This is a genomic window from Micromonospora sp. NPDC005324 (assembly GCF_040607155.1).
GTDB lineage: Bacteria > Actinomycetota > Actinomycetes > Mycobacteriales > Micromonosporaceae > Micromonospora > Micromonospora trifolii.
Window position 1 is genome coordinate 256,599 of sequence record NZ_JBEXGE010000005.1, and the last position, 15,330, is coordinate 271,928.

The window sequence follows — 15,330 nt, forward strand, 5'->3', positions numbered from 1 at the left end:
CCAGCGCCCGGCAGATTGATCTCCCATCTGCCGGAACCGTCCCCCTCGCCGCCCGGCCACCCCGACCGTCGCCGTACGCTTTCTGTCATGCGCCATGAGTGGCATCAGCTGAGCCATCCCGCGGTGGGCAGCCCGGGCCTACAGACCAGCCGACCGACCGTCGACTCCGCCGAGGACGCCGCGCTCGGTCTGGACCGTTGGCGGGAGCTGCCCCGCGAGCAGGTCCCGCCGTGGTCCGACCCGGCGGCAGTGGCAGCGGTCTGCAAGGTCCTCGACACCGTGCCGTCGGTCGTCGCGCCCTACGAGGTGGACCAGCTCCGGCAGAAGCTCGCCCTGGTCTGCGAGGGCAAGGCGTTCCTGTTGCAGGGCGGTGACTGCGCCGAGACGTTCGTGGACAACACCGAGAGCCACCTGTTGGCAAACGCCCGCACCCTGCTCCAGATGGCGATCGTGCTCACCTACGGCGCGTCGCTGCCGGTGGTCAAGGTCGCCCGGGTCGCCGGGCAGTACACGAAGCCCCGCTCGCTGCCGACCGACGCCCGCGGTCTGCCCGCGTACCGCGGCGACATGATCAACTCGCTGGAGGCCGACCCGGCCGCCCGGGTCGCCGATCCGCAGCGCATGATCCGGGCGTACGCCAACTCGGCGGCGGCGATGAACATGCTCCGGGCGTACCTCGCCGGAGGGCTCGCCGACCTGCACGCCGTGCACGACTGGAACAAGGGCTTCGTGAAGAACTCTCCGGCGGGGGAGCGTTACGAGGCGATCGCCCGGGAGATCGACAGGGCGCTGGCCTTCATCCGGGCCTGCGGCATGACCGACGACGAGGCGCTGCGCACCGTCACGCTCTACTGCTCCCACGAGGCCCTCGCCCTGGAGTACGACCGGGCGCTCACCCGGGTCTCCGACCGTCGGGCGTACGGGCTCTCCGGGCACTTCCTCTGGATCGGCGAGCGCACCCGGCAGATCAGCGGGGCGCACATCGACTTCATCTCCCGGATCGCCAACCCGATCGGGGTCAAGCTCGGCCCGACCACCTCCCCGGACGAGGCGATCGAGTTGTGCGAGAAGCTCAACCCGGACAACATCCCCGGCCGGCTCACCCTGATCAGCCGGATGGGCAACCATCGGGTACGCGACGCGCTGCCGCCGATCGTCGCCAAGGTCACCGCCGCCGGGGCCAAGGTTGTCTGGCAGTGCGACCCGATGCACGGCAACACGCACGAGTCGTCCAACGGCTACAAGACCCGGCACTTCGACCGCATCGTCGACGAGGTGCTCGGCTACTTCGAGGTGCACCGGGGGCTGGACACCCACCCCGGTGGCCTGCACGTCGAGTTGACCGGCGAGGACGTCACCGAGTGCCTCGGCGGCGCCCAGGGGATCGAGGACCTCGACCTGCCCGACCGGTACGAGACCGCCTGCGACCCACGACTGAACACCCAGCAGTCGTTGGAGTTGGCGTTCCTCGTAGCGGAGATGCTGCGTGGCTGAGCTTGCGCGCCCCGCAGTCGCCAGCCGAGAGGATGACAGTGCCTGATCTGTTCGTGGACCTGCGGTCCGACACGGTGACCCGACCCACCGCCGGGATGCGGGAGGCGATGGCCACCGCCGAGGTCGGTGACGACGTCTACGGCGAGGACCCGAGCGTCAACGCGTTGGAGGCCGAGGTCGCCGCGCTGTTCGGGCACGAGGCGGCGCTGTTCGCCCCGAGTGGGTCGATGGCGAACCAGATCGCCCTGCAACTGCTGGTGTCGCCCGGCGACGAGTTGCTCTGCGACGCCGACGCGCACGTGGTCACGTACGAGATCGGCGCCGCGGCCGCGTACGGCGGGATCTCCTCGCGGACCTGGCCCGCGGTGGGCGCGGACATCGACCCGGAGGTGGTGGCCGGGATGATCCGGCCGGACGGCTACTTCGCCGTCCCCACCCGCGCGATCGCCGTCGAGCAGACCCACAACCGGGGCGGTGGCGGTGTGATTCCGCTGGCGACCCTGCGGGATCTGCGCGGGGTCGCCGACGAGGCGGGCGTCGCGCTGCACTGTGACGGCGCCCGGATCTGGCACGCGCACGTCGCCGACCGGGTGCCGCTGGTCGAGTACGGCCGGCTCTTCGACACGCTGTCGGTGTGCCTCTCGAAGGGTCTCGGCGCGCCGGTCGGTTCGCTGGTGGTGGGCAGCGCGGAGAAGATCGAACGTGCCCGGCTGATCCGCAAGCGGATGGGCGGTGGCATGCGCCAGGCCGGCATTCTCGCCGCCGCCGGTCGCTACGCGCTCGCGCAGCACATCGACCGGCTGGCCGACGACCACGCGAAGGCGGCCCGGCTCGCCGAGGCGGTTGCGCCGTTCGGTGTGCTGGCCACCACGGTCCGTACGAATCTGGTCGCGCTGGATCTCACCAAGCACCCACTGGACGCGCGGGCCCTGGCCGCAGCGGCGCGGGCCGAGGGCGTACTGATCTCGGTGCTCGGCCCCCGTACCGCCCGCCTGGTCACCCACCTGGGCGTCAGCGACGCGGACATCGACCGCGCCCTGACAGCCCTACCCCGAATCCTCGCCGCCCCCTAGACCCCACCCCACCCCGACCGGGCCCGTCCACCCCACCGCCCGCCTCCGTTGATCATGAAGTTATTGCCGCTCGGATCGGCGTGTCATGGCAATAACTTCATGATCAACGAGGCGAGTCGGGGACGCCGGGAGGAGGAGCGCGCAAGGGGTGTGGTTCAGGGGTGGGACAGGCGGGTGAGGGTGGTGATGTCGGCGGCGTGGCCTACATGCTTCTCGCTGGGGGTTTCCACGACGATCGGGACGCCGGCGGTCGCTGGGTGGGCCATCAGCTCGGCGAAGGCGGGCTCGCCGATGCTGCCCTTGCCGATGTTCTCGTGCCGATCCCGGGTGGAACCGCACAGGTCCTTCGAGTCGTTGGCGTGAACCAGCCGCAGCCGGTCCGCACCGACGGTGGCCACCAGGGTGTCCAGGGTCGCCGTCATGCCGCCCTCGGCCGCCAGGTCGTGGCCGGCCGCCCAGGCGTGGCAGGTGTCGAAGCAGACCCCGAGCATGGGGTGCCCGTCCACCGCGTCCAGGTAGGGCCCGAGCTGCTCCACCCGGGAGGCCAGTGACCGGCCACCGCCGGCGCTCGGCTCGACCAGCAACATCGGCCCGCCGGCGTCGGCAGTCCGGTCGAGCAGCGGCAGCAACACCTCGCGGACCTGTCGCATCGCCCCTTCGGCGTGCCCCTCGTCCACCGAACTGCCCGCGTGGAACACCACCCCGCGCGCGCCGATCGCCACACCCCGGCGCAGCGCGTGCGCCAGCGTCTCGGCCGACTTCTCGACAGTGGCCGGGGTGGGCGAGCCCAGGTTGACCAGCAGCGCGGCGTGGATGAACGCGGGAATGCCCCGCTCGGCGCAACCGTCGCGGAACAGCGCGTCCTGCACCGGGTCGCCGGCGGGCAGTGCCCAGCCTCGCGAGTTGGAGACGTAGACCTGCACCACCTGCGCACCGGTCGCGTCGGCGTACGGCAGGGCAGCCTTCGCCAGCCCACCCGAGGTCGGAGTGTGCGCGCCCACCGGCCGCACGGAGATCGTCGGCATCAGAAGCACGTCAGGGTGACCGGGGTGCCGGGTGCCACCTGCGAATTCTCGCCCGGGATCTGGATCCGGACCACGGCGTTCGGGTTGATCGCCATCGTCACCGGGAAGCCCTGGCCCTCCAACGCCTGCTTGGCCTGCTGGCAGGGCAGGTCGATCACCCGCGGCATGGCGACCAGCGGTGGCCCCTTGCTGACGTCCAGCTTGACCTCGGTGCCCTTCTCCACGCCGGCGCCATCGGCCGGGCTCTGCCCGAGGACCTCGTCCCTCGGCTTGTCGGAGTCCTTGTAGGTCTCCTTGAGCACCAGGTTGAGCTGGGCCAGGGCCGTGCGGGCGTCGGTGAGGCTCTTGCCGACCAGGTTCGGCACCGTCACCGGCGCCCTGCCCCGGCTCAGAATGAGGGTGACCTTCGCGCCGGGTTTGACCTCGGTGCCCACCTTGGGGGAGCTGTCCACCACGACCCCGGCCGGCAGGCTGTCGTCGTAACGGGGGGTGCCTTTGGCCACCACCAGCTTCACGTTGAGCAGGTCCGCCTCGGCGAGCTCGAACTCCTTGCCGATCACATCCGGTACGGGGAAACGCTCCGGGCCGAGAGAGAGGGTCAGAGTGACAGTGCCACCCTTGACGATCTTGGCAGCGGACGCCGGGCTCTGCTCCAGCACGCTGTCCTTCGGGGCCTTCTCGTCGAAGCGCGGCTCAGCGTACGTGAGGAGAAGCCCGGAGCGGTCGGCCCGCGCCTGCGCCTCGGCCTTGCTCAGGCTCACCAGCTGCGGCGCGTCCGTGTAGCGGCCGACGCCGAACCACCAACCCCCGATCGCGGCCACCAGGCCCAGCGTCACCACCACGGCAGCGACGGCCAGCCGGCCACGGGGGTTGCCCAGCGCCGCCCTGCGCAGCGCGGCGAGCCGGGCGCCCAGGCCCTCCGCCGGCTCCGGGGCGGCCCGACGTCGCCCCGGACCCTGGCTGCTGGCCCCCTCGGGCAGTCGTGCCCACGACGGGCGGTTGGGCGGCTGGACCGTCGCGACCATCATGGTCGGCTGGGAGAGCGACGGTTCGTCGCTGACCGGGCGGAGTACGGCGGTGTGGCTGTTGGCGTCGCCCAGACGATCCCGGGCCACCTGCACCTCGGCCAACAACGCGCCGGCGTCCGCCGGCCGCGCGCCCGGATCACGCCGGGTGGCCCGCTGCACCAGGTCGTCGAGGACCGACGGCAGGCCCGGCACCAGCGTCGAGGGCGCCGGCACGTCCCGGTCGACGTGCTGCCAGGCCACGTCCACCGGGCGGTCCCCGTCGTACGGCACCCGGCCGGTGAGCATCTCGAACAGCACGATGCCGGCCGAGTAGACGTCGGTGCGCGGATCGGCGCGGCCCTCGGTGACCAGCTCCGGGGCGACGTACGCCACGGTGGCCATCAGTTGGTTGCCCTGCTCCTCGTCGGCGCTCGCCTCGACCGCCCGGGCCAGCCCGAAGTCGGCCACCTTCACGACGCTGTCGACCAGGTTGGCGACGCCACCGGTAGGCGCCTCAGCGACCAGCACGTTCTCCGGTTTGACGTCGCGGTGCACGAGGCCGGCCCGGTGCGCGGCGGCGATCGCGGCGAGCATCTGCTCGGCGATGGCCAGCGCCTCGTCCGGGTTGAGCCGGCGTCGCTCGGCCAGCACGTCACGCAGTGTGCGGCCCCGGACGTACTCCATCACCAGGTACGGCAGGCCGGCGTGTGTGCCCTGGTCGTAGACCGCCACCACGTTGGGGTGGGTCAGCCGGGCGATGGTCTTCGCCTCGTCGGTGAACCGGGCCACGAAGTTGGCGATCCGGGCCCGTGCCTCGCTGGCCTGGGTCGGGTGAATGATCTTGACAGCGACGGTGCGCTCGAGGCGTTCGTCGGTGGCGGTGTACACGGTCGCCATGCCACCACGGGCCACGCGACCGCGAATGCGGTAGCGCCCGTCGATCAGCGAGCCCAGCAACGTGTCGGCGACCTGAGTGTCCATCGGCAGGCAGTCTATGTGTCCAGGGGGTGAAGGATGAACAGGATGCTACAGCCGTACGCCGAACCGGTCCGTCCCGCCGCGCTTCCCGCCCCTTATTCGCTGGTCAGCGACGCTCATCAGAGTGGGTGCCGACGGGTCGCCCGGGGTGCCGGTGGCTCGTCGCGGCGGCGGCGTGGCAGGGTGGTCGGGTGACCGAACCCGTACCCGACCAGGCCGCGCCCGGCCTGGAGCTCGCCGGCCCCACCGATCCGGCCGGCTGGTTGACCCTGCCCGACGTTGCCGAACGCCTCGACGTGTCGATCAGCAAGGTGCACCAGATGATCCGCGACCGGGAGCTGTTGGCGGTCCGCCGCGACGGCGTCCGCCGGATCCCAGCGGATCTGGTTGCCAACCAGACAGTGCTCAAGCACCTACCCGGCGTGCTCAATCTGCTCGCCGACAACGGCTACGACGACGAGGCTGTCCTGCGCTGGCTCTATGAGCCGGACGACACCCTCCCCGGCGGCACCCCAGCCGCCGCCCTCTCCGGCGACCAGGCCCGCGAGGTGAAACGCCGAGCCCAAGCCCAAGGCTTCTGACTCCCGGCCCCACCCCCACCCCCAGGCCCGCCAGTTCCCGTTGATCATGAAGTTAGTGCCACGACAAGCCGAGCGCATAGGCAATAACTTGATGATCAACGCGCAGGCGGCGGGGCCGGGCCGGGGTGGGGTTAGTCGGATCGGCGGGTTGCGGCTATGGCCAGGTCGACCAGGGCCTGGCGAGCCTCGGTGTCCAGGTCGACGGCGGTCAGGGCGGCCAGGGCGGCGTCGGTGAGTGTGACGATCCGCTGTTCGGTACGGGCCAGCGCCCCGCTCCCCGAGATCACCTCGCGGAGCCGGGCCACCCCCTGCTCGTCCAACTCCGGGTCTCCGAGCCGGCCGAGCAGCAGCTCGCGGCCCGCGTCGTCGGTGGCCTCCACGGCCGCCGCCACCAGATAGGTGCGCTTGCCCTCGCGCAGGTCGTCCCCGGCCGGTTTGCCGGTCAGCGCCGGGTCGCCGAAGACCCCCAGCACGTCGTCGCGGAGCTGGAACGCCTCGCCCAGCGGCAGCCCGTACGCCGAGTAGGCCGTCCGTACCTCCTCCGGCGCGTCGGCCAGCGCGGCGCCGAGCAGCATCGGACGCTCGACGGTGTACTTCGCGGACTTGTACCGGGCGACCTTGCTGGCCCTTTCCACCGAGGTGTCCCCGGTGACCTGCGTCAGCACGTCGAGGTACTGCCCGACGGTGACCTCGGTGCGCATCTCGTCGAAGACCGGCCGGGCCCGGGCCAACGACCACAGGTCCAGGCCGGCGGAGTGCAGCAGCTCGTCGGACCAGACCAGGCACAGGTCACCGAGCAGGATGGCCGCGGCGTCGCCGAAACCGTCCGGGTCGCCGCCCCAGCCGGCCTCCCGGTGCCGGGTGGCGAACCGTCGGTGTACCGCGGGCTCGCCGCGACGGGTGTCGGAACGGTCCATCAGGTCGTCGTGGATCAGGGCGCTGGCCTGGACGAACTCCAGCGCGGCCAGGGCGGTCACCACCTGGTCGGCGTCCAGCCCGCCGGCCCCCCGGAACCCCCAGTACGCGAATGCGGGACGCAGCCGCTTGCCGCCGCCGAGCACGAACGCCTCGATCGCCTCGGCCACCGGGCCCAGCGTGTCGTCCACGGCGGCGAGCCGGACCCGTTGGCCGGCCAGGAACTCGGTGAGAGCCTTGTCGACCCGCTGCCGCAGGCCGGCGCGGTCGACGGGGGACACGGGAGCAGCGTGGGTCACGCACCGACGCTAGCCGGTCGTCCCTGCCCGTGCTCCACCGCCACGCGTAGTCCCGCCGGTGCGGCCGGGGCCTGTCCGCCCGGCCGGTCGCGCGCCGGTCGCCGCAGCGCGGCCCGGCCCGGTGGCCCGCGTCGAGCCGGCCCGACGGGTGGCCGCGGCGGCCTCGGCGAGCACCACCAGCGGTACGTCCAGGACGACGGCGAGCCAGCCGAGCCAGAACCCGCCCGGCACGCGACGCTGTCGTTCCCACCGGGAAACCTCGTGCCGACTCAGCGTCGGCACCCCGGCGGCGGCACACAACTCGGCGGCGGCTCGCTGCTGGCTCCAGCCACGGGCCAGTCGGCACCGGGCCAGCAACGGCCCGAGCTGCGCGGGGCGCGGCGATGCGGGCGGGATCATCTGTCCTCCTGGCGGGCGTCGGCGCGGTGACGACCCACCCGCCCGACCGGACGGGACCGGCGTCACCGCTCGGTTACTGACCCCCGCGCGGGACCCGGGCCACCCCCGCCGCCCCTCCCGCACCGTCCCTTCCTACCTCGGAGGTACGACGCCTTTCCGCCCGTCGGGTCGGTGCGCGCGCCGCGACACCGCCCAGGGGCGCGCGCCGCGACACCGCCCACCGGCTCACGCCGGACACCGCCCAGGGGCGCGCGCGGGCGCGGTGTGACACCGCTTACCGGGTCGGGCGAACCGGGCGGCACCGGCCGCTGGGTGGGAAGGGCCTGGGTCCTGGTGCCATCGACCGCTAGAGTCGGGTCGTGGCGCTCGGTCTTCCCTCGACACTCCCCAATCCGCAGCCGGCGATCGGGGAGCTCATCCGTGGGCACCAGCCGACCTTCTCGTTCGAGTTCTTCCCGCCCAAGACCGAGGCGGGGGAGCAACTGCTCTGGCAGGCCATCCGCGAGTTGGAGTCGCTGCGCCCGTCGTTCGTGTCGATCACGTACGGCGCCGGCGGCTCGACCCGGGACACCACAGTGGCGGTGACCGAGCGGATCGCCACCGAGACCACCCTGCTGCCGATGGCCCACCTCACCGCGGTCAACCACTCCGTCGCCGAGTTGCGGCACGTGGTCGGCCGGCTCGCCGGGGTGGGGGTGCGCAACGTGCTGGCCGTTCGTGGCGACCCCCCGGGCAACCCGGGCGGTGAGTGGATCCGCCACCCCGAGGGCGTGGACTACGCCGAGGACCTGGTCCGGCTGGTGCGCGACGCCGGCGACTTCAGCGTCGGCGTGGCCGCCTTCCCGTACAAGCACCCCCGCTCGCCCGACGTGGCCAGCGACACCGCCCAGTTCGTCCGCAAGTGTCGGGCCGGCGCGGAGTTCGCGGTCACGCAGATGTTCTTCGACGCCGACGACTACCTGCGGCTACGGGACCGGGTGGCCGCTGCCGGCTGTGACACCCCTATCCTGGCCGGCGTGATGCCGGTGACCCAGTTCAGCACCATCGAGCGCTCCGTGCAGCTGTCCGGTGCGCCGTTCCCCCCGGCGTTGGCGGCCCGCTTCGAACGCGTCGCCGACGATCCGGACGCCGTCCGCCGGCTCGGCATCGAGCAGGCCAGCGAGATGTGCCGCCGACTGCTGGACGAGGGCGTGCCCGGAATCCACTTCATCACCCTCAACCGCTCCACCGCGACCCGCGAGGTCTGGCAGAACCTGAAGGCCGGCGCCCGCGTGTGAACGCTGCGTCTGCGACACCTGTTGCCCGGCACGACGGTTGATCCGTGGTGGGCACACAGCTGAACTGGGATCAGTACGCCACGGCGTGGGCGCGGTTGCACGGCGGGTTCGACCCTCGGGTCGCGGCGCCGGTGGTGCGCGCCTGGCTGCGATTCGCGTACCACGTCGGATATGTGCTGGGTCGGCTGCGGGTCAGCCCCACGGCGGTCACAGTGGCCGGGGTGCTGCTCTGCTTCTGCGTACCGTTGCTGGTGGGCCGGCCGGGGGACGGGCCGTTCCTCGGCGCGCTGTTCGTGCTGCTCGCCGCCGTGGCGGACAGCGTGGACGGTGCGGTGGCGGTCGCCACCGGCCGCACCACCCGGCTCGGCTACGTCTACGACTCGGTCGCCGACCGGCTCGGTGAGGTGGCGTGGCTGCTGGCGTTCTGGCTGGTGGGCGCGCCGGGTGGGCTGGTCGTCGCGGGTGGCGCGCTGTCCTGGTTGCACGAGTACGTCCGGGCGCGGGCGGTCGCCGCCGGCATGCGGGAGATCGGCGCGGTGACAGTGGGCGAACGCCCCACCCGGGTCTCGGTGGCGCTGGCCGGCTTGCTGGTCGCCGGGCTGGCCGGGCTGATCGAGCCGGACCTGGCCGCCGGCACCATCACCATGGCGACCGCGGTCTGGGTGCTGCTGGCCGGTTTCGGTCTGGGGCAACTGCTCTCCAGCATCCGCCGCGCACTGCTCGACGCCGACTGAACCAGCCCCTACCAGGCGGGGCCGATCTCGTCGGCGACGATCTGCGCGGAGAGGGTCACCATCGGCAACCCGCCGCCCGGGTGGGTGGAGCCGCCCACCAGCCACAGCCCGTTCGCCGGGCCCCGGTTGGCGGGGCGGAGCAGCCCACCGGCGGTGCCGTAGATCGAGCCACCTGGCGCGCCGGTCGCCACGTCCAGATCGGCGGGGGTGCGGATCTCGCGGAACAGCAGGCGGTCGCGCACGTCCACCCCGCGGCGCGCCAGCACGTCCAGGATCCGGTCGGCGTACGCGTCGGCCAGCCCCGGGCGTCGCCAGTCGACAGCGCCCGTCGCGGTGCCCTGCCGAGCGGCGTTGACCAGCACGAACCATGCCTCGTGTCCGGCTGGGCGGACCATCGGGTCGTCGGCCACTGTGACGAACACCGCCGGGTCGGCCGCCAGCCGGGCCCGTACGCCGCGCCCGGGGTCACCGAAGACCGCGTCGAACTCGGCGTCGTAGTCGTCCGGGAAGAAGACGTTGTGGTGGGCCAGCCCGGTGCTGCCGGAGACTCCGAGCAGCAGCACGAAGCCGGCGAGGCTGCGGTCGGTCAGCCCGGCCAGCCGACGCGGGTGCGGCAGCAGGTCACGGTAGACGGTGAGCGCGTCCACGTTGGCCACCACCACGTCGGCGGGCACCGGGGCGGTGACGCCGGCGAGGCGTACCCCGTGCACCCGGCCCCCGGTGGCGTCGATCCGGGTGACAGTGGCGTCGGTCTGCACGACCACGCCGAGGTCCAGGCAGCGGGTCAGCAGCGCGTCGGCGAGCGTGCCCAGCCCGCCGCGCAGGTACCAGCCGCCGAAGGCCAGCTCGGCGTACGGGACCGCGACCAGCGCCGCAGGTGCCCGACGTGGGTCGGCGCCGGTGTAGGTCGCGTACCGGTCCAGCATCATCCGCAGCCGTGGGTCGGACAGGTGCCGGCGGCCCAGGCCGCGCAGACTGCGACCCGGGGCGATGGCGGCCAGGTCGCCGACGCGCCAGGCCAGCGACGCGAGGTCGCGGGGAGAGTCGACGGTACGGCGCAGGATGTCCCGCGAGGAGGCCTGCCACACCCGCGCCGCCCGGCGCCACAGCCGCTGCCAGTCGGCTGCCGCCCGGTCGCCGAACGCGGCCCCGATCCGAGCGGTGAACTCCACCGGGTCGGCGCACGAGTCCAGGGTCGGGCCACCGTCGGCGAAGACGTGCCGGACGATCGGGTCCAGTCCGACCAGGTCCAGGTATTCGTCGAGCTTCGCCCCGGTCGCCTCGAACAGGTCGTGGAAGACCTCGGGCAGGGTGAGCAGGCTCGGCCCGGTGTCGAAGTGGAACGACCCGGCCGGGGTGTCGTGCGCGTACCGGCCGAGCTTGCCGCCGACCGTGTCGGCCCGCTCGAAGACGGTCACCTGGTGCCCGGTAGCGGCCAGCCGGGCGGCGGTGGCGAGGCCACCCACCCCGGCGCCGACGACCACGATCCGCGCCATGCCGCGTCCTCCCTAGCTGACCGGGCGGCCCCGCCAGGTCAGGCGGCGTCGCTTTCGCAGATGGTACGACCGTAGGGTCAGCCAACCGAGGACCACGACCGACACGGGGTGTGCGAGCGCGTCGGGCCACCACCGGCCACCGGTCGCGCGGGCGGTGAGCACCCGTCCGGCCACGCCCAGCAGGTATGCGATGAGCGCAACCACTGACACCCGGGGAGCTGTCGAGGCGAACCCCAGCGCGATCAGCGGTGGTGCGGTGTAGAGCAGCAGCAGCGCCGTAACCACGGCTGCCGCCGCGCCCGGGTGTCCGAACGACGCCCAGAGCGACTTCGAGTACCCGTCGCGCAGTTGCGGCCAGTCGTCGTACATCCGGCAGGTCGCCAGGCGGGAGCCGTCGGCCAGGGCGATCCGCCCGCCGGCCCGCTTGACCGCCCGGGCCAGCTCGACGTCCTCCAGGATCCTGTCGGCGACCGCGGCGTGCCCGCCGGCGGCGGTGTAGCCGGCCCGGTCCACCACCAGGAACTGCCCGCCCGCCGCGGCCAGCGACGGCCGCGGCGAGCGCTCCATCGCGCGCAGCGGCAGGAAGGTCAGCCAGAGCCACTGCAACAACGGCTGCACCAACCGGTCGCCGGCCGTCGCCACCACGATCCGGGGGTACGGCGACAGCAGCGTCACCCGGGCGGCGCGCAACTCGGTGACGGCGGCGGCCACGGCGTGCGGGGCGAGCACCACGTCGGCGTCGACGAAGACCAGCGCCGTGGCGTCCGGGTCGGCCCGGGTGGCCAGCTGCCAGCAGGCGTGCGGCTTGCCCAGCCAGCCCGGCGGCGGGGCGACCCCGGTGAGCAGTGTGACCCGGGGGTCGTCGCCGGCCACCGCGCGGACCACGTCGGCGGTGCCGTCGGTGGACCCGTCGTCGAGGACCATGACGCGCAGCCCGGGTACGCCGCTCTGGGCCAGCAGGGCGCGCAGGCAGGGCGTGACCCGGGTGGCCTCGTCTCGCAGCGGCAGCAGCACGGTGACCGGCTCGTCGACGTCGTCGGGCCGGTCGGTGGGTCGGCGCAGCCACCGGGTGGCGTTGAGCCAGGTGTGCCCTGTCAACGCGGCGACGGCGATCAGCAGGACGAGCAGGATGGTCATCGGGTCGCGTCGACGCCGGGGCGGTGTGGCTGGTGGGCCTCCCGACCGGGGTCACCGCCCCGGCGGGCACGCAGGAGGGTCACTGCCAGGGGTACGGCGGTCACCGACATGCCGGCGGCGCCCCAGAGCGCCGAGGCGGGCAGGTCGAGGAAGACGGCGTGGGCCAGGATGCTGGAGAAGTACGTCCACAGGTAGAGCGCGACCATCGGGTGGTCCCGCCGGTCGGTGTGCTCGGCGGCCGGCCCGGCCAGCGGGCGCAGCGCGCTCATCATCAGCACCGCGAAGAGCAGCCAGCCCAGGTAGTTGCTGACCGGGATGCCGGCCAGGCCGGGCAGGGCCGGGGTGGCGTCGCGCCAGACCCAGTAGCCCTCGGCCACCATCTGCGGGTCGAGGAAGAGGTCCCAGGCGGCCAGCCCCACAGTGGCCAGCGCGATCCGCCCCACCCATCGACCCACCGTCGGCCCGCTGCCGCCGGTCAGCCGGACCGCTGCCAGCCAGGCCGGCCAGGCCATCCAGGTCCAGGCCAGCGGAATGATCAATGGCACGCCGGCCAGCTTGGGGCCCAGCTCTCCGGAGTAGTCGTAGCTGCCGAACGGCACGCCGGTGGCCACCCCGATCGCCTCGATCGCGAACCCGCCGCCGGTGGCCACCGCGACCAGCGCCGCCGCCACCCGTGGACCCCGGCTGAGCAGCGCGTGGCCGACCGAGAGCAGCCAACCGAGGACGACGGTGGCCACTGTGAGCCCGGCCCTGGTGGCGCCGGTGGTGAGCGGGTAGCAGATCTGGGCGAGCACCAGGACGGCCAGCAGCGTCCAGGAGATCCGCCGGGTCATGACGCCGGTGGCTCGAGCGGCAGATCCCGACCGAGGACGCCGAACGGTCGTTCGTCGCCGGGGAAGTGGAAGTCGCGCAGCACGTCGACGAAGCCGAACCGTCGGTACAACCGCCAGGCCCGCGAGGTCTGCTCGTCGGCCTCCGGGGTGGACAGCAGCGTGGTGTCGCCCTCCGCCATGCCCAGCAGCGCGCGCAGCTGACCGGTGCCCAGGCCGTGCCCCTGCGCCGGTGGCCGGACGTGCAGTTCGACCACCTCGAAGCAGTGGGTGAGCCAGCGCGTGCGAGTCGGGGCGTCCAGCGCGCGCTGCACCTGGTCGTGCCACCACTGACCGGAGGCGCCCAGGTAGCCGTAGCCGAAGCCGGCGAGGCGACCCTCGCTGGTCAGGCTGGCGACCGCCCGGAAACCCGGCCGGCGGACGTGGGTGGCGATGTAACCGCGCCGGGCCTCCAGCAGATCGGTGCGGTATCCCATCGCCTCGCCGTAGACGGCCACCACGTCGTCCAGCCGCCGGACGAGATCGTCCGGCGTCCAGCGCACCAACCTCATGCCCGTCCACCCTTCACCGTCTCCGGGCCGCCGTCGGCGACCCACCCGAGCACCGACCGGTCGCCGACCACGTCGCGTACCTCGAACCGGGCGAACAGCTCCTCGGCGTACCAGCCCGCGGTGGGGGTTCGCATGATCGCCGCCCGATGCTCCGGGTGACGGTACGCGAACGCCACCAGGTCCGTCGGGTCGCGCCACACGCTCACGGTGCCCTGCCAACCCAACGGGGCCTCTCCGACCCCGAACCGGGCCAGCAGGCCGGGCGCGTCGCGCAGGGCGGCGGCCACCGGCGGGATCGCCCGCCAGAAGGTGGCCGCCCGGCGGGCCCGCAACCGGGCCCGGGTCAGCGCCAGCACCGGGCCGGTGACCCGACCGCCCGACGGGTCGCCGAACGGCCGCCGGCCGGACCACTCGCCCCGGCTGGTCAGCGGGCGTAGGTCGATGCGCGCCTGGGCGTGGGCGATGCGCGCCCAGGCCCGCCCGACCGACGAGTCGTCGAAGCCGGCCGCCGCGGCGGGAGAATCCCAGACGGTCAGCGCCGCCCACCGGGTCAGGTCGGCGTCCCGTGGCCCGAAGTCGGTGCCGGTCCCGGTGCCCAGCAGCTTGCCGAACCGGACGCCCGGAAGGGCCCGCAGCCGGCGGGGGTCCACCGCCATCCGGGTCAGCGCCCGGGGCAGCGCGCCGTGGGAGGTCCGCCACACGTGCAGCGTGACCAGCTCCGGCGGCGCGAGCGCGTCGCCGCTGGGCCTGCTGGTTCGCTCGCTCCGCTCGCTCACGCCACCTCGGCCGGGGTGCCGGCGGTGACCCGTAACAGCTCGGGGTAGGTGGTCGGAAAGACCGCCTGGGGTACGCCACCCGCGGCCCAGATCTCCGGGTACGCCGCCAGCGCCGTGTCCACCAGGGTGCGCAGTGGGTGCGGGTGCCCGAGTGGGGCGACCCCGCCGATCGGCTGCCCGGTGTGGGCCCGGACGAACTCCGGGGTGGCCCGACGCAGTCGGGTGACGCCGATCGATGCCGCCAGGCCGGCGGTGTCGACCCGGTGCGCGCCGGAGGTGAGGACGAGCAGCGGTGTGTCGTCCGCGTCGAAGATCAGTGAGTTGGCGATCTGGCCGACCTCGACATCGAGCGCCTCGGCGGCCGCTGCGGCGGTGTGCACCGCGTCGGGCAGCAGACGGACCATGCTGGGCTCACCGGCGCCGTCGAGCGTGCCGGCGGCGGTGAGCGCGTCCTGCACCGCCCGTACGTTCGGGTGTGGCTGCATTCCGCCATTCTTCCCGGTGCGTTGGTGGCCGGTTCAGTCGGCCGGCACGCTCGGCGCGTCACACGTTGCATTTTCGTCGGAGGGGAGGTGTACTGTCAGCAGCAGTTAGAACGAGTGTTCGATTGCCTCGAACGCCCGTTCCAACCAGCCGGAGCGCGGCGTTTCGCGGCGCCACCTCCGGGCGGTGCGGCTCCGCGGGCCGCACCTGGGTTTCCGGGCAGTCGCGAGCCTGGTCCCAACAGGCAGGAGCGTCGCCCGCCGCCCACGACCCCC

Annotated in this window: 15 protein-coding genes; 5 read left to right on the top strand and 10 right to left on the bottom strand. The window is 73.2% G+C overall.

Annotated elements, in window-relative coordinates; all coding sequences use genetic code 11:
* Window positions 1–87 precede the first annotated feature (87 nt).
* Window positions 88–1,494: a class II 3-deoxy-7-phosphoheptulonate synthase gene (locus ABZS40_RS07785; RefSeq protein ID WP_112725193.1), complete on the top strand. Its 1,407-nt coding sequence runs from the start codon at window positions 88–90 to the stop codon at window positions 1,492–1,494.
* 38 nt (window positions 1,495–1,532) lie between these two features.
* The gene (locus ABZS40_RS07790) at window positions 1,533–2,567 is read left to right on the top strand and encodes a GntG family PLP-dependent aldolase (RefSeq protein ID WP_354942556.1); all 1,035 of its coding nucleotides are present in this window, start codon (window positions 1,533–1,535) and stop codon (window positions 2,565–2,567) included.
* A 155-nt stretch (window positions 2,568–2,722) separates the two neighbouring features.
* Here ABZS40_RS07790 and ABZS40_RS07795 read toward each other — a convergent pair whose 3' ends face one another.
* Both ABZS40_RS07795 and pknB read right to left on the bottom strand, forming a co-directional pair.
* Window positions 2,723–3,592 carry a deoxyribonuclease IV gene (locus ABZS40_RS07795; RefSeq protein WP_354942557.1) on the bottom strand — a complete coding sequence of 290 codons (870 nt, stop codon included), beginning with the start codon at window positions 3,590–3,592 and terminating at the stop codon, window positions 2,723–2,725.
* Entirely contained in the window at window positions 3,592–5,580 is a 1,989-nt protein-coding gene (gene pknB, locus ABZS40_RS07800) for a Stk1 family PASTA domain-containing Ser/Thr kinase (protein WP_354942558.1), read from the bottom strand. The genes ABZS40_RS07795 and pknB overlap by 1 nt, the downstream gene beginning before the upstream one ends.
* Before the next feature lie 188 nt (window positions 5,581–5,768).
* On the opposite strand from pknB, the gene ABZS40_RS07805 reads away from it, so the two are divergent.
* Window positions 5,769–6,158 (top strand): Rv2175c family DNA-binding protein, encoded by a 390-nt coding sequence (locus ABZS40_RS07805; protein ID WP_354942559.1) that lies wholly within the window; start codon window positions 5,769–5,771, stop codon window positions 6,156–6,158.
* Between the two features lie 131 nt (window positions 6,159–6,289).
* On the opposite strand, the gene ABZS40_RS07810 is transcribed toward ABZS40_RS07805, so the two are convergent.
* Complete coding sequence (locus ABZS40_RS07810) at window positions 6,290–7,372, bottom strand: polyprenyl synthetase family protein (RefSeq protein ID WP_354942560.1); 1,083 nt, start codon at window positions 7,370–7,372, stop codon at window positions 6,290–6,292.
* Between the two features lie 9 nt (window positions 7,373–7,381).
* On the bottom strand, window positions 7,382–7,771 hold the full coding sequence (locus ABZS40_RS07815) for a helix-turn-helix domain-containing protein (protein WP_354942561.1): 390 nt from the start codon (window positions 7,769–7,771) through the stop codon (window positions 7,382–7,384).
* Between the two features lie 359 nt (window positions 7,772–8,130).
* On the opposite strand from ABZS40_RS07815, the gene metF reads away from it, so the two are divergent.
* Together metF and ABZS40_RS07825 are read left to right on the top strand one after the other, a co-directional pair.
* Window positions 8,131–9,048 carry a methylenetetrahydrofolate reductase [NAD(P)H] gene (gene metF, locus ABZS40_RS07820; protein WP_354942562.1) on the top strand — a complete coding sequence of 306 codons (918 nt, stop codon included), beginning with the start codon at window positions 8,131–8,133 and terminating at the stop codon, window positions 9,046–9,048.
* Between the two features lie 44 nt (window positions 9,049–9,092).
* The gene (locus ABZS40_RS07825) at window positions 9,093–9,782 is read left to right on the top strand and encodes a CDP-alcohol phosphatidyltransferase family protein (protein ID WP_112582773.1); all 690 of its coding nucleotides are present in this window, start codon (window positions 9,093–9,095) and stop codon (window positions 9,780–9,782) included.
* Between the two features lie 8 nt (window positions 9,783–9,790).
* On the opposite strand, the gene crtI is transcribed toward ABZS40_RS07825, so the two are convergent.
* From crtI to ABZS40_RS07855, 6 genes are read right to left on the bottom strand one after another with little or no spacing between them, the layout of a single operon-like run.
* Entirely contained in the window at window positions 9,791–11,278 is a 1,488-nt protein-coding gene (crtI, locus tag ABZS40_RS07830) for a phytoene desaturase family protein (RefSeq protein WP_354942563.1), read from the bottom strand.
* 12 nt (window positions 11,279–11,290) lie between these two features.
* Entirely contained in the window at window positions 11,291–12,415 is a 1,125-nt protein-coding gene (locus ABZS40_RS07835; RefSeq protein ID WP_354942564.1) for a glycosyltransferase family 2 protein, read from the bottom strand.
* On the bottom strand, window positions 12,412–13,248 hold the full coding sequence (locus ABZS40_RS07840) for a carotenoid biosynthesis protein (RefSeq protein ID WP_354942565.1): 837 nt from the start codon (window positions 13,246–13,248) through the stop codon (window positions 12,412–12,414). The genes ABZS40_RS07835 and ABZS40_RS07840 overlap by 4 nt, the downstream gene beginning before the upstream one ends.
* On the bottom strand, window positions 13,245–13,796 hold the full coding sequence (locus ABZS40_RS07845) for a GNAT family N-acetyltransferase (protein ID WP_354942566.1): 552 nt from the start codon (window positions 13,794–13,796) through the stop codon (window positions 13,245–13,247). The genes ABZS40_RS07840 and ABZS40_RS07845 overlap by 4 nt, the downstream gene beginning before the upstream one ends.
* Entirely contained in the window at window positions 13,793–14,572 is a 780-nt protein-coding gene (locus tag ABZS40_RS07850) for a monooxygenase (protein ID WP_354942567.1), read from the bottom strand. Before ABZS40_RS07850 ends, ABZS40_RS07845 begins: the two co-directional genes overlap by 4 nt.
* On the bottom strand, window positions 14,569–15,057 hold the full coding sequence (locus tag ABZS40_RS07855) for a YbaK/EbsC family protein (RefSeq protein WP_091407640.1): 489 nt from the start codon (window positions 15,055–15,057) through the stop codon (window positions 14,569–14,571). The genes ABZS40_RS07850 and ABZS40_RS07855 overlap by 4 nt, the downstream gene beginning before the upstream one ends.
* Window positions 15,058–15,330: the final 273 nt, after the last annotated feature.